Source organism: Bosea beijingensis (genome assembly GCF_030758975.1).
GTDB lineage: Bacteria > Pseudomonadota > Alphaproteobacteria > Rhizobiales > Beijerinckiaceae > Allobosea > Allobosea beijingensis.
The window spans coordinates 5,241,154-5,258,167 of record NZ_CP132359.1 but is presented as its reverse complement, the minus strand read 5'-3'; the positions used below and the strand labels follow the sequence as shown (position 1 = coordinate 5,258,167).

The 17,014-nt window shown below is 61.5% G+C and carries 21 protein-coding genes and 1 riboswitch; of the genes, 12 read left to right on the top strand and 9 right to left on the bottom strand.

The features are described from left to right. Positions 1 to 243: 243 nt before the first annotated feature. A complete protein-coding gene (locus tag Q9235_RS25315; RefSeq protein WP_306224513.1) occupies positions 244 to 957 on the top strand; it encodes a Crp/Fnr family transcriptional regulator in 714 nt (237 codons plus the stop codon). 194 nt (positions 958 to 1,151) lie between these two features. Continuing rightward, entirely contained in the window at positions 1,152 to 1,463 is a 312-nt protein-coding gene (locus tag Q9235_RS25310; RefSeq protein WP_306224512.1) for a hypothetical protein, read from the top strand. Here Q9235_RS25310 and Q9235_RS25305 read toward each other — a convergent pair. The 4 genes from Q9235_RS25305 to Q9235_RS25290 form a co-directional block, all read right to left on the bottom strand. Beyond that, positions 1,460 to 1,807 carry a response regulator gene (locus tag Q9235_RS25305; protein WP_306224511.1) on the bottom strand — a complete coding sequence of 116 codons (348 nt, stop codon included), beginning with the start codon at positions 1,805 to 1,807 and terminating at the stop codon, positions 1,460 to 1,462. The two genes, Q9235_RS25310 and Q9235_RS25305, sit on opposite strands and share 4 nt — an antisense overlap. A 101-nt stretch (positions 1,808 to 1,908) precedes the next feature. Then, complete coding sequence (locus Q9235_RS25300) at positions 1,909 to 2,493, bottom strand: hypothetical protein (protein ID WP_306224510.1); 585 nt, start codon at positions 2,491 to 2,493, stop codon at positions 1,909 to 1,911. A 187-nt stretch (positions 2,494 to 2,680) separates the two neighbouring features. Beyond that, a complete protein-coding gene (locus tag Q9235_RS25295; protein ID WP_306224509.1) occupies positions 2,681 to 3,220 on the bottom strand; it encodes a DUF488 domain-containing protein in 540 nt (179 codons plus the stop codon). Then, positions 3,220 to 3,429 (bottom strand): hypervirulence associated TUDOR domain-containing protein, encoded by a 210-nt coding sequence (locus tag Q9235_RS25290; RefSeq protein WP_306224508.1) that lies wholly within the window; start codon positions 3,427 to 3,429, stop codon positions 3,220 to 3,222. The genes Q9235_RS25295 and Q9235_RS25290 overlap by 1 nt, the downstream gene beginning before the upstream one ends. A gap of 193 nt (positions 3,430 to 3,622) precedes the next feature. Between Q9235_RS25290 and Q9235_RS25285 the strand changes: the two genes are divergently transcribed. After that, positions 3,623 to 3,883 (top strand): hypothetical protein, encoded by a 261-nt coding sequence (locus tag Q9235_RS25285; RefSeq protein ID WP_306224507.1) that lies wholly within the window; start codon positions 3,623 to 3,625, stop codon positions 3,881 to 3,883. Positions 3,884 to 4,280: 397 nt separating this feature from the next. On the opposite strand, the gene Q9235_RS25280 is transcribed toward Q9235_RS25285, so the two are convergent. Then, positions 4,281 to 4,409 carry a LysR family transcriptional regulator gene (locus Q9235_RS25280; protein ID WP_422678241.1) on the bottom strand — a complete coding sequence of 43 codons (129 nt, stop codon included), beginning with the start codon at positions 4,407 to 4,409 and terminating at the stop codon, positions 4,281 to 4,283. Positions 4,410 to 4,632: 223 nt separating this feature from the next. Between Q9235_RS25280 and Q9235_RS25275 the strand changes: the two genes are divergently transcribed. From Q9235_RS25275 to Q9235_RS25250, 6 genes are all read left to right on the top strand, one after another. Continuing rightward, on the top strand, positions 4,633 to 4,788 hold the full coding sequence (locus Q9235_RS25275; protein ID WP_306224506.1) for a hypothetical protein: 156 nt from the start codon (positions 4,633 to 4,635) through the stop codon (positions 4,786 to 4,788). An 84-nt stretch (positions 4,789 to 4,872) separates the two neighbouring features. Continuing rightward, complete coding sequence (locus Q9235_RS25270) at positions 4,873 to 5,496, top strand: XdhC family protein (RefSeq protein ID WP_306224505.1); 624 nt, start codon at positions 4,873 to 4,875, stop codon at positions 5,494 to 5,496. Continuing rightward, positions 5,493 to 7,097, top strand: coding sequence for a cytochrome c oxidase subunit I (gene ctaD / locus Q9235_RS25265; RefSeq protein WP_306224504.1), 1,605 nt, complete (start codon positions 5,493 to 5,495; stop codon positions 7,095 to 7,097). The genes Q9235_RS25270 and ctaD overlap by 4 nt, the downstream gene beginning before the upstream one ends. A 38-nt stretch (positions 7,098 to 7,135) precedes the next feature. Further along, positions 7,136 to 7,417 carry a hypothetical protein gene (locus Q9235_RS25260; RefSeq protein ID WP_306224503.1) on the top strand — a complete coding sequence of 94 codons (282 nt, stop codon included), beginning with the start codon at positions 7,136 to 7,138 and terminating at the stop codon, positions 7,415 to 7,417. After that, on the top strand, positions 7,356 to 7,778 hold the full coding sequence (locus Q9235_RS25255; RefSeq protein WP_306224502.1) for a Tim44 domain-containing protein: 423 nt from the start codon (positions 7,356 to 7,358) through the stop codon (positions 7,776 to 7,778). Before Q9235_RS25260 ends, Q9235_RS25255 begins: the two co-directional genes overlap by 62 nt. Then, positions 7,775 to 8,359, top strand: a complete 585-nt coding sequence (locus Q9235_RS25250; protein WP_306224501.1) for a 5-formyltetrahydrofolate cyclo-ligase — start codon at positions 7,775 to 7,777, stop codon at positions 8,357 to 8,359. The genes Q9235_RS25255 and Q9235_RS25250 overlap by 4 nt, the downstream gene beginning before the upstream one ends. Before the next feature lie 241 nt (positions 8,360 to 8,600). Here Q9235_RS25250 and Q9235_RS26945 read toward each other — a convergent pair whose 3' ends face one another. From Q9235_RS26945 to Q9235_RS25240, 3 genes are all read right to left on the bottom strand, one after another. After that, positions 8,601 to 8,831, bottom strand: a complete 231-nt coding sequence (locus tag Q9235_RS26945) for a universal stress protein (protein WP_422678240.1) — start codon at positions 8,829 to 8,831, stop codon at positions 8,601 to 8,603. Positions 8,832 to 9,206: 375 nt separating this feature from the next. Beyond that, complete coding sequence (locus Q9235_RS25245) at positions 9,207 to 9,506, bottom strand: XRE family transcriptional regulator (protein ID WP_306224500.1); 300 nt, start codon at positions 9,504 to 9,506, stop codon at positions 9,207 to 9,209. Between the two features lie 246 nt (positions 9,507 to 9,752). Then, entirely contained in the window at positions 9,753 to 9,887 is a 135-nt protein-coding gene (locus Q9235_RS25240; protein ID WP_306224499.1) for a hypothetical protein, read from the bottom strand. 59 nt (positions 9,888 to 9,946) lie between these two features. Between Q9235_RS25240 and Q9235_RS25235 the strand changes: the two genes are divergently transcribed. Together Q9235_RS25235 and Q9235_RS25225 are read left to right on the top strand one after the other, a co-directional pair. Further along, the gene (locus tag Q9235_RS25235; RefSeq protein WP_306224498.1) at positions 9,947 to 10,261 is read left to right on the top strand and encodes a hypothetical protein; all 315 of its coding nucleotides are present in this window, start codon (positions 9,947 to 9,949) and stop codon (positions 10,259 to 10,261) included. A gap of 1,359 nt (positions 10,262 to 11,620) precedes the next feature. Continuing rightward, on the top strand, positions 11,621 to 12,061 hold the full coding sequence (locus tag Q9235_RS25225) for a hypothetical protein (RefSeq protein WP_306224497.1): 441 nt from the start codon (positions 11,621 to 11,623) through the stop codon (positions 12,059 to 12,061). A gap of 16 nt (positions 12,062 to 12,077) precedes the next feature. Here Q9235_RS25225 and Q9235_RS25220 read toward each other — a convergent pair whose 3' ends face one another. Further along, positions 12,078 to 15,536: an EAL domain-containing protein gene (locus Q9235_RS25220; RefSeq protein ID WP_306224496.1), complete on the bottom strand. Its 3,459-nt coding sequence runs from the start codon at positions 15,534 to 15,536 to the stop codon at positions 12,078 to 12,080. 184 nt (positions 15,537 to 15,720) lie between these two features. After that, a riboswitch (TPP riboswitch) is annotated at positions 15,721 to 15,850 on the top strand. Positions 15,851 to 15,937: 87 nt separating this feature from the next. Between Q9235_RS25220 and Q9235_RS25215 the strand changes: the two genes are divergently transcribed. Continuing rightward, positions 15,938 to 17,014 carry a LuxE/PaaK family acyltransferase gene (locus Q9235_RS25215; RefSeq protein WP_306224495.1) on the top strand — a complete coding sequence of 359 codons (1,077 nt, stop codon included), beginning with the start codon at positions 15,938 to 15,940 and terminating at the stop codon, positions 17,012 to 17,014.

Sequence of the window (17,014 nt, the reverse complement as noted above, 5' to 3'; positions counted from 1 at the left end):
CAAAGTCGCGATGGTACCGTTTTGGCAATGAGTTAGTGAGGCGCTAACGACTGATGAGATAAGTTGCCCTCGCCCGAGACTTCGGTCGCCGCAACGGGCCGCCGCTGATAGGCTTGGCTTCCCCCAGCACCTGTCGGCGGCGTTACCAGCGGGGCGCTGTCACCGAGCATTTCATATGTGGCGCATATTTGTTCAAGGCATTATCCTGCCGATCTAACTTGAAGGAGATTCGGAGAAATCACGTTGTCCTATGCGGGCGCTTATAGCATTGAAGAGTTAGTTTGCGCGTGTAATCCGGCTGAAGAATTATGTAACGTAAAATATTTACCGGGAAGCCTGTCTAGAATCTTTTCCGATATCGGTAGCGCGCGTACTTTTGCTTCGGATGAAACCCTGTTCAGGGCCGGACAACCGAGTCGGTTCTTCTACCGGATCGAAGCTGGGATGGTGCGGCGGTATGTGGCGGTCTCTGCGCGTTGTCGCCAGATCACCGGCTTTTCACTGCCCGGTGACTGGATCATTCCCTCGCTAACAGGCCAGAGCCGGTATTCCGCAGACGCCATTGATGCGGTCACGGCAACATCATTTGCGCAGTCATCAGTCGCCAGGGCGTGGCGCGAATATCCAACGATACTGGAAGAATTTCATCGGCTCGCACACGATCAGTTAGCTGCCGCAGAAGATCACCTGCGGCTTCTCGGACACCGACGCTCCGAAGACAAGATCGCAGAATTCCTGCTCATGATGCGCGATCGATGGGCGCAGGCTGGCATCAAATCAATCACCGTTCACCTGCCGATGCCCCGTCGCGACATTGCCGATTACCTCGGTGTCACCGTAGAAACGGTTAGCCGAACACTAGCGCGCTTCGCCCGCGAGCGGGTCATTCTCTTGGTTCCCCAGGGCGTGAGATTGATGGAGCCCGACATTTTGAGGCGCGATTTGGCAACAAGATAGATCGTGGTTTTAGGTATCGGCTCATTCCCGCTTTGCGCTTGTTGGGTGTTCGCCGTTATTGATCTCCACTTCATTAACGCAACGTCACATTGACACCGCAGCTTTGGGGTCGCTCAATAGCTACAAGCCGACTACCCCGCTTGGGCGGTTAGCATTCTCAGTTCCCGCGTCGCACGCGGACGATCGGCTTAATCATGAACCCGTCTTCCCAATCTTATACAATCGCTATGCCGTGGTACGAACGTACCGATTTCGAGGAACTTTGGGCTCTGTCTGCTGACAAGGACGAGGTGCCGTGTGATTATGATCGTTGGCACGCAGAGGCATCCCGCGTGATGAGAGATCATCTCGCTCGCGGCGTAGCAATCCAGTTCATCAGGATTCGGCCTGTCGAATATATGGAATGGCTCGCTGGTGCACCCAACACGGCATCAATGCGTCGGACCTATGTAGAGTATCTCGCGGCGGGCGTCGCCCGCCAGAGCGAGATCATCGACGCTGCTTAGATCGCAAGAGCCTCTTCAAGCTTGCGAGGCATAATCGGCTTGCTAAGGAACTGAGCGTCTTCGGGAAGCTCGTCGGCTGCGGGTTTCATCCGGCCACTAATGACGATGATTTCGACCAGTGGCCAACGGTCTCGCGTCAATCGGGCCAGCTTCAGACCATCCATCGATCCCGGCATATCAATATCGGTGACCAAACGTTGGATCGCGGGTTCGCGTTCGAGCACCGTCACTGCTTCGTCGGCGTCTCCGGCTTCGATCACATCGAACCCCGCGTCCTCGACCATCGTGGCGATGTCCATGCGGATGAAGGGGTCGTCCTCAACAACCAGTACGCGGGTTTTCAAATCCAACTCCTGTGCGCGCGCAACGGCCCCTAACGCGTCTAGTTAGGGCGTAGTTCCACATGCCTTTCAAATTTCAAAACGGAACGGCGCAGCGTGATTTATCACGGGCTTCCGACCACCAGCCCGAGCGGGGGAATGACGAAAAGCGCTTGGGTCCCAGAGTGCTTGTAGAAGCTTCCTGAGCTTCGCAGCGCCTGTTCGATTCCACGGGGCCATAGCCAGGAGCCGGTGCGCCCACAATGGAGTGAGAACGCCGAGCCGTCCTTGAAAAACGATGAGGGCAAGGGCGTGGGCTTCCATTCACCTGAGAACAGCGGCCGCTCAGCGCGATGGCCCTCCCTCTCGATGTCCGCAAAATACGCGATCCCCTGCGCCTCGATCGCCGAAACTGTGGTCTGAGCCAAGCCGAATGCGTAAGACCGCTGAAAACCGGGAAACGCGCCGCAACTGCCCTCAGCGTAGAACCACCCGAGTTGGAGCTTTGACGGCAGTGTCTGGCGCTGAATTTCTCGATTGATCAGGAGATAGGCAGCGTAGGCGGTCAAAAGGAGCAGTGCGAACGCTGCTACGATGTAAAGGACTGGCTGGGCAGCGGATGCGCGTTCCTGTTCGCGGTCAGTGCCAAGCGCTGCCGTGTGCAGGTATGCGGCAACGTCGTTCTCATCGGGGCGTGAAGGCATATCCAAGGTTCACGCCCGTCAAGGGGTGGAGACGAAAAAGCTTTGCCCGATCCAAGAATGTGCTCAAGACGAAATGGCCAGGGTGGTTGATGAGTGATTGGCGAGATCATCCAATCCGGCATGTGCCTGCGGAAATCGATATGGTCGCGGCAAATACGGGGCAGTCATTTGAGCCAGCGGATAACTGACCAAATTACGGCGAATCCGGCGGATAGATCACTCTTCCTGCGGCCGTTCTTTTTGCCGCAAGCGTCGCAACAGCGTGGTCAATTTGGCCCGGCCCCATCAGGTGATCCACAGCATGGCCGTTTAAGAGCAGGTAGTCGGTGATGATCCGACGATGACATCGCCACCAAACGGCCTCCGAGCACATCAACGAGACGCGCCGCCCCGTGCCCAGATGCACCAGTTCCTGGAAAGCGTTCCAAAACTCGGCACTTAGCGCGTAGTCGGCGTAGTTATGAAAGCTCTGAACCCGCCATGACGCGTTTAATTCCTCGTCTACGCCATGCTGCTTGCGCCTCCGCCCGCCAAGTTCGGGCACGTGGCGATACCCAATCTGGAAGCGCTCCAAGGCTCCGGGTAGGGAATCAATATTGAATACGGGATTGGTTCTTGATCGCGGGAAGGCGCGTACACCGAGCAGCAGATCGACACCAGCTTCGCGCAGAATCGGCACGAACTCGGAAAGCGTTCGATTGGAATGGCCAATGGTTGTGAACTGCGCCACCATCAGCCGATCTTCGTAAGAGCCGTGCCCTTATGAGCCGCCACGTGGTCGGTCCTGTCGCTTTCGATCTCGTACTGCGGCTCTTCCCTCGAAGCGCGATGTCGATGGCCCTTATAGTCGAAGTCAGCGCGATGGACCTTGACGATCCTTCCACTCACCATCCCGGCTTCTGAGTTCCACCGAACGTGATCGCCTACCTTGAATTTCATCATGAAAGAAAGGCCTCCGTTTGAAAAATGCGTCGCGGGAGAAGTTGTTCCGGGAGGCTCGGCGCGGAGCGTCGCGTGACAAGCCGCACGGAACAGTTCGGCGAAATTGGTCGTTGGAGACCATGCTGGGGAATGACGTGAGCGGGAGAAGAACCGTCTTCTGCCTCCAATTTCAAATCCCTGCATGGAGACAAAAATGGCCGATGAGACCGAAAACGTCAGCGGAACAGGAATGGAGCAAATCAAGATCGTCCTGAACTCGATCTATCTTTGTCTTTCGTTTGCGATGAAGCATATAGCTGAAAACGAGGGAGAAGCATCCGCCGCGACGTTCAAAGCCAAGATGCTGGAAGCTTTGAAGAACGGCGATATCGACATGGCGCTGCTGGAAGAGTCGAGGACCTACGAGTTTGTCGTGTCCAAGATCGAGGCGCTGGGAAACACCAGCGACGGCTAGAAGTCCGGTTTCTGCCCGTATGAAGCCGGGATGAGGCATCAATGAGCGCTTCTTCAATCAATGGAACAGATCAGGCTGAGCGGCGGGTATGTTCCGACGTTTCCGCGGCCAGGCGTGAGCAATCAATGCGGCGCTAGATGACGAGCATCGGGAGCTTCGAGGATCTCACGCTCTTCGGCGATTTGAGGAGCTTTTCGGGCGCGAGAGGGCTCGGGTGAAGCGCTTGAGTTTTTCAACCCGTCATGCGCTTTTCCATCCTTCGAGGGTGAGGTGGCGGCCGAGGTTGGCCCTGAAAAGATGGCGGCTAGCACCTGGCTGTAGCCATTCTGCGAGAGCTGTCCTCCACCCGCAAAGCTAGCACAGGCATTCTACGGTGCTCGCGAACAAGCAGCTGGTGTCAGCAAGGCGCCGTTCTTGTGCGGATGAAAAGATGGCGCCCTAGTTGTTGCTCCAGGGCCTTGACGCGCGAGCTGACGGCGGTCTGGCTGATGTTGAGCTGCTCGGCGGCGCGCACGAAGCTGCGCATCCGCACGATCTCCAGACAGTTCGGGCCAGCTCGATATCCATGCGCAGCGCCTCCACGGTCTTTGTAGTACAATTAATGCACTCAACCTGCCCTTAAATTCGTTTGTTCGCTTCTTTTAAATGCGCAACATGGCGGAACTGGGCAACGCCATCGTCCATGTGGAACAGCTGACCGGCGGGATTCCCTGAGCATAGCGGGCCCAGTCTTCTGGGATGGGGATGCCATGGGCGTGCGCGCCGCCGATTTTACCGGAACGGATATCCTCCTGCTGGCTGCCGAACTATCTGCTGCCAGCCGCGCCTTCGCGCTCGGAGTCGTCGTCGAGGCGCAGGGTTCCAGCGCAGGCCGCAGTGGCGCGAAAGCGCTGTTCGATGTCTAGGGCGGGGGCATCGCCGGCTGGGTCTGCGGCGGCTGCGCCGAATCCACGGTCGCTCATGCCGCGGTCGAAGCCTCTGCGACCGGTATGCCGCAACTCGTCGAGGTCGATCTCGACAGCGAGGTGCTCGGCGCGGGCATGCGTTGTGGCGGCCGGTTGCGGGTCTATCTTGAGCCGGTCTTGGCGCGACCAGCGCTCTGGATCCTGGGGCATGGCCGCGTCGCCGAGTGCCTGTGCCACTTCGGCGCCCTGCTGGGGTTCGCGGTCATCGTCGATGACACCATGGCCGTTGCGGAACGGTTTCCCGAGGCCTCCCGCATTATCACCGACGATCCCGACTATGCGGCGGCGACGCCGGCCGCCGGCGATTTTGCGGTCGTCGCGACGCAGCACCGCGGCGACCATGAATCACTTCGCCGCCTGCTTTCGAACGAGGTCGGTCATATCGCGTTGATCGCCAGCCGCAAGCGCGCCGGGTTGGTGCTGGCCCATCTGCGCAAGGTCGGCTTCGACCGCCAGGCGCTTGATCGGATCCAGGCCCCGGCGGGACTCGCTCTCGGCGCGCGCACGCCTGAGGAAATCGCGTTGTCTGTCATCGCGGAGATCGTGCTCGTCCGCCGCAGCCGCGTCGAGCGGGTAGAGGCGCCGCAAGCGGGGGATCTGGCCGCGACACGGGCCGAGCCACTGCGCCTCGTAGGGAGAATGAGATGACAGCTCACGTCGAGACCGCCGACCACCGGCCCGGCTTTTGGACCCGCTGGTTCCTGTCGACCAACCACAAGGACATCGAAACGCACTACCTGATCTTCTCCTGCCTGGCCGGCGTGCTGGGCACGGCCCTGTCGGTCGCGATGCGGATGGAGCTGCAGCAGCCGGGCATGCAGATCTTCGCCAGCCCGGCGGTGTTCAACGTGGTCGTCAGCGCCCACGGCCTGATCATGATCTTCTTCGTGATCATGCCGGCTCTGATCGGCGGCTTCGGCAACTGGATGGTGCCGTTGATGATCGGCGCGCCGGACATGGCCTTCCCGCGCATGAACAACATCTCGTTCTGGCTATTGGTCGCGTCCTTCGTGCTCTTCCTCTGCTCGCTCTTCGTCGAGGGGGCACCGGGCACCTCCGGCCATGGCGGCGGCTGGACACTCTACCCGCCCTTCTCATCCGCGGTCGGCCAGCCCGGCCCGGCGGTCGATTTCGTCATCCTGTCGATTCACCTCTCAGGCGCGGCTTCGATCCTGGGCGCGATCAACTTCATCACCACGATCCTGAACATGCGCGCGCCGGGCATGACCATGCACCGCATGCCGCTCTTCGCTTGGGCGATGCTGGTCACCGCCTTCATGCTGCTCTTCGCGCTACCCGTTCTGGCGGGGGCGATCACGATGCTGCTGACCGACCGCAATTTCAGCACGACCTTCTTCGATCCGGCCGGCGGCGGCGACCCGATCCTCTACCAGCACCTGTTCTGGTTCTTCGGGCACCCGGAGGTCTACATCATGATCCTGCCGGCCTTCGGCATCGTCAGCCACGTCGTCTCGACCTTCTCGAAGAAGCCGATCTTCGGCTATCTCGGCATGGCCTATGCCATCGTCGCGATCGGCCTGATCGTCTGGGCGCACCACATGTACACGGCGGGGCTGTCGCTCAACACGCAGCGCTATTTCGCCTTCGCCTCAATGGTGATCGCGGTGCCGACCGGCATCAAGATATTCTCCTGGCTCGCGACGATGTGGGGCGGCTTGATCCGTTTCAGCGTGCCGATGCTCTGGGCGATGGGCTTCATCATCCTGTTCACCATCGGTGGCGTCACCGGTGTGGTGCTGGCGAATGTCGGCATCGACCGCGTCCTGCACAACACCTACTACGTCATCGCCCATTTCCATTATGTGCTGTCGCTCGGCGCCGTGTTCGGCATCTTCGCAGGCTTCTACTACTGGTTCCCGAAGATGAGCGGCTACCTGACCAATGAATGGCTTGGGCGGCTGCATTTCGCCCTGATGTTCATTGGCGTGAACCTGGTGTTCTTCCCGCAGCATTTCCTCGGGCTCGCCGGGATGCCACGCCACTATGCCGATTACCCCGACGCCTATGCCGGCTGGAACTTCATTTCCTCGGTCGGCTCCTACATCTCGGCGGCAGGTTTACTGGTCTTTTTCGTGATGGTCGGCGAGGCGTTCTGGCGCAAGCGCCCGGCCGGCAACAATCCGTGGGGCGAGGGCGCGACGACGCTGGAGTGGGCGTTATCCTCGCCGCCGCCCTTCCACCAGTTCGAGACGCTGCCGCGCATCGTCGGCACGGACCATGAAGCCTGACGCGCGCCGGGAGCCGGAGCCGGGACAAGGAGGTCGCGATGCCCCATGAAGCCGACAGCACCGGGCTGAGCACGCTGCTTTGGCTGATCTGCATCTATTGGAACCTCGTCTGGTTCACACAGCAGTTGACTTCGCTCGGACAGGCGGGGAATGGCGAGCCGGCCGAGCAGACTGCCGGCGATCAGGCGCAGCAGAAGCCCGACCCGCGTGCCCTGTCCGCGATCGCATCGCGCACAGCCGCCGCCATGCGCGAGATTTTTGCAGCGGGATGGCACGACCTCGGTCGAGGCTTTCGTCGGAAAGGCGCTCGCCACCTATGAAGTGGTCGTTTCTGCCTTCGACGCCGGGGCTCGGGGTGCTTTGAGTAGCTGGCTCTCGCCCGAGGTCTACGATGCCTTCAGCAAGGCGATCGGCGAGCGCGAGGAGGTGGGTGAAGCGACGGTTGAAACCTTGTTTTCGAGCATCGAGCTCGAGATCGTCGAAGCCCGGGTCGAAGAGGAGCGGATGGAGTTGTCGATCCGCTTCACTAGCGAATCCTTCAAACTGCTGCGCCGCCCCGTGAGCCTGTTCTTCCGCAATGTCTCGACCCCGTTGCGCAACGTCGGCATCTGGACGTTCGCCCGCAACCCGGCGGTGCCGGACGATCTCTGGCGCGTCGTGGCGACGCAGACGGAAGGATGATGACCGACGATGACGATGACGAGCCGCGCGGTTACGCCTCGCCGCTCTGCTTCATGCGTGAGGTCGATCCCGCTTATTTCGGCCTCGCTCCTCCGCCATCGCCCACGCAGGGCGTCACGGCCTGGCGCAAGGTCCAGCGGGAACGGCTGATCGCGGAACGCCTTGCGCTTCCAGCCTCGGTCCGTGCCGAAGGGGCGGAAAGGATCGCGCGGGCACTGGACACGCTGATCGGCGACCCCGACGGGCGTGTCGTCAGTGCCTATTGGCCGTTCCGCGGCGAGCCGGATCTGCGGCCCTGGCCAGCGGCGCTCCAGGCTCGCGGCGCGCGCACGGCACTACCCGTGGTGGTCGCGAGCCGGGCGCCGCTCATCTTCCGCAACTGGCGACAGGGAGACCGCCTGGCGCCCGGCGTCTGGAACATCCCAATCCCGGCGGATGGCGAGCTGGTCGTGCCGGACATCGTGATCGCACCACTCGTCGGCTTCGATCCCGACCTCTACCGACTTGGCTATGGAGGCGGCTTCTTCGATCGCACTGGCGCAATTGCCTGCAACCGCGATCGCGATTGGCGTCGGTTATGAGCAAGCGGCAATGGCTTCGATCATGCCGCAGCCCCTCGACATCTCGATGCGTCACATCATCACTGAAACCGGCATCAGGATCGGTCTTCCGCGCATGCCATAAGGCCGCCATGCTCCACAGGATCGGCCCATCCTCCACCGGCCGGTTGACGCTGACGGAGTTCAATGCAACTCGCGTGGTGCAGCAGCGATGCGGGTACATTGCTTGCTTTGCCAATGCTGCTCTGCGGCGCAGTCCGAGCTATGGCTTCACGGCGAGCAGTACGCCGGTGGCGCCGACCATCCAGTCGTCAACGGCGTCTCGTCCAGAATGATCCGCTTGCTGTCGTAGGACCGCGCCAGTTGTTGCGCGGCCATCGACGACCTGTACGACGGACAGGGAGGACCTAAGCTGCTTGGCAACAAGCGTAGTCCGCCTGAATGCCCGATCCGAACTGGTCGACAGGTCGGTGCTGACCAGAATTCGTCTCATCGATCACTCAGTTTGTTTCGCCAGCATCACAAGCCCTCAGAATTCGCGCCCGCTCGGCCCATATCCCTGCCTAAGTCTTGAAGGAGGCCGTAGATTGCGACCGTGCAATGGATCGTCGGGCGCGCCATCGAAGCGACATCATGAATCACATGCCGATCCTTCGGAGCATGGTCGGAATCCAGTACGGAAATGTTGCTATGGCTATCGCGATCAGCAACATATTGATCAATATCGTCAGAAGCCTAACGTATAAGCCGAGGCATCTCAGAAGTTTGTAAGGTATCGTTCCATATATCCAGTAGTTGTCGTTTCTCATTTTATTCTCACTCAGTTTCCGATTGCATCGTTGAATGGTGATATCAATGAGGCAGGACATCACGGCACTCTGTCGCTGGAAACGATGCCGCCTTCACCTTCCAGGCGAGCGATCCGCTTGGCTTCCGATTCCGTGAATTTCAGGCGCACGCCGATGCCGCCGCCATTGTCCTCGATGAACACGGCGCCGAGCGTCTCGAGCGCGGCCTTGAGGGCACCGATCTCTTTCGGCTCTGGTTCTTGAACTTTGCGCTCGAACTGCTCGATGACGGCTTCATGCACGCCAGAGCGGCTGGCCAGCTTCGCCCGGGTAACTTCGACGAGCGCGCGTCCTGCACGACATTGCGAACCTGTGATCATAAAGGCTCTCCTTCTCACGACAATAAGACCAGACAGCGAGAAATGTTGGCAGACGGTGTGTGCCGGCCGTGTTTCGGCGGGGACATGTACGGGAGGCTCTTTCGAAGTGCCTCCGAGGCGAGGCGGAGATCGAGCGCCTACGCCAGATCATCAAGGCATTGCGTCCGGCTGCGGGCGCGAATAATCTCCACGACGTCGCTGGCGGGCGACCGGCCCACCAGCTTGTTTCTTGGACGCCCGGCTTCGCTATTTCCCGCCCTTCTTCCTAGGCTGGCTCTGCAACTTGCCGAGTTCGGCGATGGAGGTCGCGGTCTGCACCGGGAGTTTCGGCTGCTTGGGTTTCTTCGGCTCTCGGTTTCCGCTGCGGTTCTTCTTGCTCATGATCCGTTCTTTCAGCTGGGAAGCCGCTCCTGCGCCGCATGCTTCGGGCGCCAGGGCTCATGGTTTGCTTTCTCGAGCAGCTTCCTATTGGCATCAAATGCCCGGGTTCTCGTGCGCTCGCGGGGCTTGCCGGCGAGAAATATGGCACATCGCCTCTCGAGAATTCCGGGCCAGCTAGTTTACCCTGGCTCGGACGCGCTCAAATGCCTTCAGGCGGCGTCGAACCAGGGCTACTGGCGTGCGAGCTGGCTGCCGGTGCAGAAAACACCGGCCAGAAGAACGGTTTTGATCATAGCGCAGAGATGTTGAAGCATAAGAAAAATAAAGTCAAATCTCAGATTGGTGCTCTGAAGTTATTTTTGTGGTGCGATTGAAGATCGTCGCGGCGCGATTATGTACGGTCTATGGTAAAACGAATTCAGACGCTGATGACTACGGAGATCCGTAAAGAATATGTCTTTACCGGAGGGGCTCCGTGGCAGTCTGATAGTGCTGACGCCGATCTCCTCCGGGCCTCGACCAATGTCAGACCGTGGTGTTCCGCGCCGTTCGCTGGCGCACAGGGGAGTTGGATCCGTGACTTTTCGTTCCAGATTGGTCTGTGCGAGCTGCAATCGCAGCGTGCCGCGGGCCGCCGCCCGTTGTCCGTGGTGTTCGAGCCTCGTCAATCCGTTCGGATATGGTGGGCTCGTTGGGGGGCATCGGTCCTCTGGAGATACCGGCGGTATGCAGCCGTCAACCATCACGCCGGATCGACGGCGGCCCGAACGCTCATGAGCGTGCATATTCTGGTCGCCAACGCCGTCCGGCGGCTTTCGAGTGCGCTAAACTGTTCCGCGGCAGTCTGATACCCGGTTCGCAAGGCGTTGCCGGCTCCATCCAGGCGACCGGAACCAGTTCCTCGGCGCGCCTTGTCGCGCGGGCACGCTCCTCGGCGTAGCTCAGCGGCCGGTCGCCATCGGCGTCCTTGATGTGGGTGGGCAGTCCCATGCGGTCGAGCAGGGCGAGGAAGGGCCTCGGCGCCAGCTCCTCGACATTGACAATCGTCCGCACGTCCCAGTTGCGCTTGGCGATGAGCAGCGTCGCAGCAGCGGCCGGAACGCCCGCCGCATAGGAGATCGCCTAGCTGCCGACTTCCGCGAAGGCCTCTGCGTGGTCGGCGACGTTGTCTATGAAGACTTCTGCGGCTTGTCGTCGCGCCGTCGATGAGGCCGCGCAAGAGGTCGAAGACGGCCCGGGTCGCGAAGCATTTGAGCGCCAGCACGACCTTTGTCCTGGAGTGCTTCCGGAATGCTCGATCCCTCGCTGATTGCGCAGCAGCTTGATTTTGTCGATCAAGTAGTAAGGGAGCTCGATCATCGGAACCTTGTGCCGCTTGCGATAACGATTGCGGCTGCCGTGTCATGGTGGGCGACCGTGCCGAACGACGTTGCGGATGAGGATGCGGCGCAGCGTTTCCACAGCCGGCCTGCTTGGAGGAGATCTGGGATGGGCGCCGCCGACAGGCGGTCGGCGCATACGCGCTCAAAACGCGGAGCGAAGAGCCCCTGTCGCCTCGCGAAACGCGAGCACTTTCGCTCGTTTCCCCTCCGCCTGGCCCGCCAATGAAGCCGATTGGCCAGCGCCCGCATGGCGCGCCGAGAATCCAGCCCAATCAGCGAGACCCAATCATCGAGCAAGCGGCCATATTACCATGTTTCACATGGTCACCCGTCCGGCTGCGACTGGGGAAAATGCAATCGCCTTACTCGTTCGGACGCATTCTGAGCCAGGCGGTCAGCGCTTCCCGAGTCGGGTCCGTCAGCTCGAGTGGACCAGGTCTAGCGGTCATCTGCTGGACGATCGACGTCCCAAACCTCACGGTTCCGCCAAAGTACGACATCGCCCACACGCAGGCGAACCAGGTCACAGCCTCGCAGCTTACTGTCGAGATTGAACATCGCCAGGTCTCGAACCCGCCGATCTTGCTGCAAACGTGTTCGGATTGCCCAGATGTGGCGTGGCGCAAGTGGCGGCTTGCGACCAACGATACGACCGATGTTCCACGCGGGGCGCTGATCGATCTGTTGAGCTTCGACAGGCATGACGCATCCAAAATTGGAGCCGTATCCGAAGCTATTTTACCTTATCGGCGGTGCAATCGCGCCAACTTCCGACATCCGGCCTATGCCTGACCCGTGACCGGTGCCGTTAGGCAGCGAGTTCGGTAGAGGGCCGTAGGAAGCGCTTCTCAAACTCCGCAGCTCGGATCGGACGGCTGATCAGATAGCCTTGGCCCTCGTCGCAGCCCTCTGCGGTAAGCATCGCTGCGACCTGTTCCGTCTCTATGCCCTCGGCGATGACAGACAGGCCGAGTGCATGACCTAGCCTTATCGTGGCGCGGACGATCGCCGCATCGTCGCTGCCGGGCACAAGGTTGCGCACAAATGACTGGTCGATCTTGATGGTGTCGAGCGGGAATGCCTTGAGGTAGGTCAGACTGCCGTAACCCGTGCCGAAATCGTCGAAGGCGATTTTGACGCCAAGGGCCCGCAGCGAACCGAGCATGGCCTGCGCGGCGCCGGCGCTTTCCAGGATGATGTCCTCGGTCACTTCCAGTTCGATGAGATCGGGACGCAGCGCCAGGCTGTCGAGGTGGGTTTTAACGTCCGCGACCAGATCGCCGACCGTGAACTGCGACTGCGTCAGGTTGATCCCGATGCGGATCGGGTTGCCGCGTTGCTGCCAGGCAGCGGCTTGCCGACAGGCCGTTTCCAGGACCCACGCTGCGACACTCTCGGAAAGGGAGCTCGTATTGACCACCGGCATGAACTCGCCGGGGGAGACAAACCCACGTTCGGGATGGTGCCAGCGGATTAGCGCTTCGGCACCGATAACCGCTCCGCTGCGCAGATCGGTCTGCGGCTGATAGAACAGCTCGAACTCGTTGCGTTGCAGGGCAAGCCGCAGCTCCGCCTCCAGAACCTCACGACGCTCGATCGCAGCGCGCATGTCGGGCTCGTAGGTCTTTGGTTCGGCAGCTGCTGCAGCCTTGGCCGCGGAGAGGGCGAACTGCCCGTTGCCCAGCCAGTTCTCCGCGTCGGTCGCCTCGGCCTTGTTGGCAATGCCAATCGACAGGGGCACGCGGCGAGCACGATCGCCGAACGTGATCGCCTCCTGCCGGAACGTCTCCATTGCCGCGGCGGCAACGTCCTCGGCTTCATTCGGTGATGACGCCAGAATTGCGAACTCGTCACCGGCAAGGCGTGCAATCATCGGACTGTCGGGGAAAAGCCTCTGAAGGCGGCGAGCAACAGCTATCGCTATGGCGTCGGCTGCCGAGGCGCCGTGAAGCTGCGTGATCTGTCGATAGCGATCAATGGACAGCAGAACGATGGCAGCGTTCCCGGCGCGACCATCGCGATGCTCACGATCCAGGGTCGCAAGCAGCGAGTTGCGATTGGGCAACCCGGATATCGGGTCGCATTCGGCGAGGTAGCGAATGCGCTCCTGCTGGCGCTTGCGCTGCGAGATGTCGCGCAGAACGGCGCCGTGCTGAAAGCCCTCGGGCGTCTCCCATCCTGAGAGACTGCATTCCAGATCGAACATTTCTCCGTTCGATCGCAAGCCGACAAGTTCGGTCAGGATGCCACCGCCGTCTTGCAGGGCGCTCCTTGGTAGGTCGCTCAAGCCGAATGGCCCTACGCCAGACCGTTTTTCCTGCCCTGCCAACAAGGTCTCGAACGGCTTGCCGATAATCTCGTCCGAATTGTAGCCGAAGATGCTCTGCGCACCGTTATTCCAGAGTGTGATACGGCCCGCCGCATCGGTGCAGACCAGCCCGTCGCGAAGCGACATGGCGATGCGATGGAAGCGGCGCTCCGCGACCATTCGCAGCAGCCCGCGTATGTCGATCTCATCGAGCGCAGCGGCCAGTGCATAGGTCAGCCCTGCGGCGACAACGAGCGTCGTGTCGATCGCGATCGGCCAGTGCATCTGCACGACAAACGCGGTGGTCTCGGTCGCGATGGCGATGACAATCATGCTCGTTGCGAGTTTGCCGACGCTGAGCCGGCGCCACGCCCACGTCACGCCAAGCGATATGATGAAGAGGCTAGCAAGCGAGGTATAGCGCGAGGTTAGGCCGATCGCGCGTCCCTGAAGGATCGACTCGGCGGCGAGCACCTGGATCATCGATCCCGGCATGATCCTGCCGTTGGGTGTCAGAAAATGGTCACCGAGTTCGGCGGCTGTCCCCGAGACGATGACGCGTTTGCCTTGAAGGGTCGCCAATGCCCTCGCATCGGAATTGAGAACGTTGATGACCGGCACGGACGGGACCGTTTCAGTTCGGATGCCGAAGTCGATCCGGAAGCTCGGCGCAGTGTCGTCGTGCCGGCTCGCGAGCAGCGACCCCACGGACGGGATGAATTCGCCGTTGATGCGCGCGCCGAACGGATAACGCCGAATGACCCCGTCCCTATCCGGCAGGACATTGACGAGTCCGGACCATGAATGCTGGGCGAAGGCGGCAATCGGGCGATTGATGTAGATCGATTTCCCATCGGCGCTCGGGCTATGCCGCTGACGAAAGGCCGGAAGGATCGTGGAACCGCCGGCCGCCTCCAGGGCCGACGCAAATGCCGCGTCATCCTGACTATTGGACGGGGAGCTGAAATCCACGTCGAAGACGACATCGCTGACACCCGCCTTTTCGAGCGCCTGCAGCAGCTTAGCGTGAACGCTGCGCGGCCAGGGCCACTGCCCAATTGCGGAGATCGACGGCGGATCGATTTCAACGAGCGCGATAGTGGCGGAGGCGGGCCGGGTCAGCAGACCGTAGCGCAGATCGATCAGTCGTTCCCGTAGCCAGCCATGCCCGCCTGACAGCACGAGGGCAGAGAGCACGATCCCGACCAGCAGGTGGATACGCAGACGCGACATCTTCTTCCCCCGTGCGCCGGAAGCCAGCCTGGCTACTTCTTGCCGTTTCCGTTGCCGTTCCCGTTGTTCCCGTTCCCGTTGTTGCCGCCGTTCCCGTTGTTCCCATTCCCGTTGCCGTTGTTGCCCCCGTTTCCGTTGCCGTTCCCGTTGGTCCCATTCCCGGTGCCGTTGTTGCCCCCGTTTCCGTTGCCGTTCCCGTTGGTCCCATTCCCGGTGCCGTTGTTGCCCCCGTTTCCGTTGCCGTTCCCGTTGGTCCCATTCCCGGTGCCGTTGTTGCCCCCGTTTCCGTTGCCGTTCCCGTTGTTCCCATTCCCGTTGCCGTTGTTGCCCCCGTTTCCGTTGCCGTTCCCGCTGTTCCCATTCCCGTTGCCGTTGTTGCCGCCGTTTCCGTTGGATCGCCCCGGCGATCTCGCGGGTCGCGGCATAGACATAGGACAAATCGGCGAAGCCGTCGCCGCGGCGCGAGGGCGTGCCGACCGCGATGAACACCGCATCCGCGTCCGCGACGGGCCCGGCGAGATCGGTGGTGAAGGACAGGCGCCCCGCCGCCGCGTTGCTGCGCACCAGTTCCGACAGGCCGGGCTCGAAGATCGGGATCTCGCCGCGCTTCAGCGCCGCGACCTTGGCCTCGACCTTGTCGACGCACACCACGTCATGCCCGAAATCCGCAAAGCAAGCCCCGGAGACCAACCCCACATAGCCAGACCCAACCATTACGATCTTCATCGGTCACTCCCTGGAGCCGCCTCTTCATGGCAACTCGTGGATTGCTGTTCGCATGTGCGGCATAGCGCAATCCCCGCAAAACCGGAATTGGCTTCTTCCCGACGGCCCGCCGCGTCGATCTCTGCCATCGCCGTGACGTCGTATCGTTATCGCTTGACAGCGGGGCCCGCCGCTCGTCATCTGCATCCGTTCCCAGGGGGGCCTCGCTAGGAGGCTGAGATTCCGCCGGCCGGGCTTTCGAGCCCAAGCAACGCGGTGACCCTCCGAACCTGATCCGGATCATACCGGCGTAGGGATGCGGGACATGCGGCCGTCACAGGCCCTGATTCCAGCTTGCGCTCGTGATCCTCCAGCGATCGACGCTCCCGGCCTGGCCGCGCGTCCGAACGGAGTGGGTTTAAGTGACGCAAGCCGAGATCATCGCGGCGCTATCGGCGTTCATCGCGCTTCCCGACGCGTCGGAAGCCGAATTCGAGGCGATGGCGCTCAAGGTCTTCGCCTATCAGTTCCGCAACAACGAGCCCTATAAGCGCTTCTGCCTGCAGCGCGGCCGCACGCCGCTTTCCGTCCGGCACTGGCGCGCTATCCCGGCCGTACCGATCACCGCCTTCAAGGACCTGACGCTGAGTTGCAGCCCGCCTGAGCAGGCAAGCCACGTCTTCATGACCAGCGGCACGACGCAAGGCATTCGCGGCCGCAGCTATCACCCGACGCTCGACGTCTGGAAGCGCTCGATGCTGGTGAATTTCCGCGCGCGCTTCATGCAGGGCCGCGAGCGCATCCGCATGGGCATTCTCTTCCCGAACGAGACGGAGCTGCCGAATTCTTCGCTCGCCACCTATCTCTCACTCGCCAAGCGCGAATGCGGCACGGCGGATTCCGAGACCTTCATCAATTCGGCCGGGCTCGACCTGGACGGGCTTCTGTCGGCGCTGGAGCAAGCGGAGACAAGCGGCGAGCCCTACGCCCTGCTTGGCGCGAGCTATTCCTTCGTGCCCGTGCTGGACGCGCTCGCCGCGAGCGGCCGGCGCTTCGCCCTGCCGGAAGGCAGCCGCATCCTCGATACCGGCGGTTTCAAGGGCCAGTCGCGCGAGTTGGGACCGGACGAGTTCTATGACGGGCTCGCCAGCGCCTTCGGCGTGCCGCGCGCGTCCTGCATCAACATGTACGGGATGACTGAGCTCAGCTCGCAGCTCTATGACGACGGCAACGCCGTCTGCCCGTCCGTGAAATCCGGACCACACTGGATCCGCAGCCGCGTGGTCGATCCGCTGACCGGGGCTGACCTGCCTCAAGGCCAGCGCGGCGTGATCGTCCATCACGACCTCGCCCATTTCAACTGCGTCGCGGCGATCCTGACCGAGGATGCCGGCGAGATCGTGCCCGGCGGGTTCAAGCTGCTCGGCCGCGTCGATGGCGAGGCCTCGAAGGGCTGCTCGGTCGCGGTCGCCGAATTCCTCGCGGCAGCACGGGGCTGA

Bases quoted from the DNA above. Each gene is read 5' to 3' on its own strand.
- Q9235_RS25295 (WP_306224509.1), bottom strand. From the start codon at position 3,220: ATGGTGGCGCAGTTCACAACCATTGGCCATTCCAATCGAACGCTTTCC.
- Q9235_RS26945 (WP_422678240.1), bottom strand. From the start codon at position 8,831: ATGAGACGAATTCTGGTCAGCACCGACCTGTCGACCAGTTCGGATCGG.
- Q9235_RS25275 (WP_306224506.1), top strand. From the start codon at position 4,633: ATGGGCGTGCGCGCCGCCGATTTTACCGGAACGGATATCCTCCTGCTG.
- Q9235_RS25250 (WP_306224501.1), top strand. From the start codon at position 7,775: ATGATGACCGACGATGACGATGACGAGCCGCGCGGTTACGCCTCGCCG.
- Q9235_RS25240 (WP_306224499.1), bottom strand. From the start codon at position 9,887: ATGAGCAAGAAGAACCGCAGCGGAAACCGAGAGCCGAAGAAACCCAAG.
- Q9235_RS25290 (WP_306224508.1), bottom strand. From the start codon at position 3,429: ATGATGAAATTCAAGGTAGGCGATCACGTTCGGTGGAACTCAGAAGCC.
- Q9235_RS25270 (WP_306224505.1), top strand. From the start codon at position 4,873: ATGCCGCAACTCGTCGAGGTCGATCTCGACAGCGAGGTGCTCGGCGCG.
- Q9235_RS25285 (WP_306224507.1), top strand. From the start codon at position 3,623: ATGGCCGATGAGACCGAAAACGTCAGCGGAACAGGAATGGAGCAAATC.
- Q9235_RS25235 (WP_306224498.1), top strand. From the start codon at position 9,947: ATGGTTTGCTTTCTCGAGCAGCTTCCTATTGGCATCAAATGCCCGGGT.
- Q9235_RS25280 (WP_422678241.1), bottom strand. From the start codon at position 4,409: ATGCGCAGCTTCGTGCGCGCCGCCGAGCAGCTCAACATCAGCCAGACC.
- Q9235_RS25245 (WP_306224500.1), bottom strand. From the start codon at position 9,506: ATGATCACAGGTTCGCAATGTCGTGCAGGACGCGCGCTCGTCGAAGTT.
- Q9235_RS25260 (WP_306224503.1), top strand. From the start codon at position 7,136: ATGCCCCATGAAGCCGACAGCACCGGGCTGAGCACGCTGCTTTGGCTG.
- ctaD (WP_306224504.1), top strand. From the start codon at position 5,493: ATGACAGCTCACGTCGAGACCGCCGACCACCGGCCCGGCTTTTGGACC.
- Q9235_RS25220 (WP_306224496.1), bottom strand. From the start codon at position 15,536: ATGAAGATCGTAATGGTTGGGTCTGGCTATGTGGGGTTGGTCTCCGGG.
- Q9235_RS25310 (WP_306224512.1), top strand. From the start codon at position 1,152: ATGAACCCGTCTTCCCAATCTTATACAATCGCTATGCCGTGGTACGAA.
- Q9235_RS25225 (WP_306224497.1), top strand. From the start codon at position 11,621: ATGCAATCGCCTTACTCGTTCGGACGCATTCTGAGCCAGGCGGTCAGC.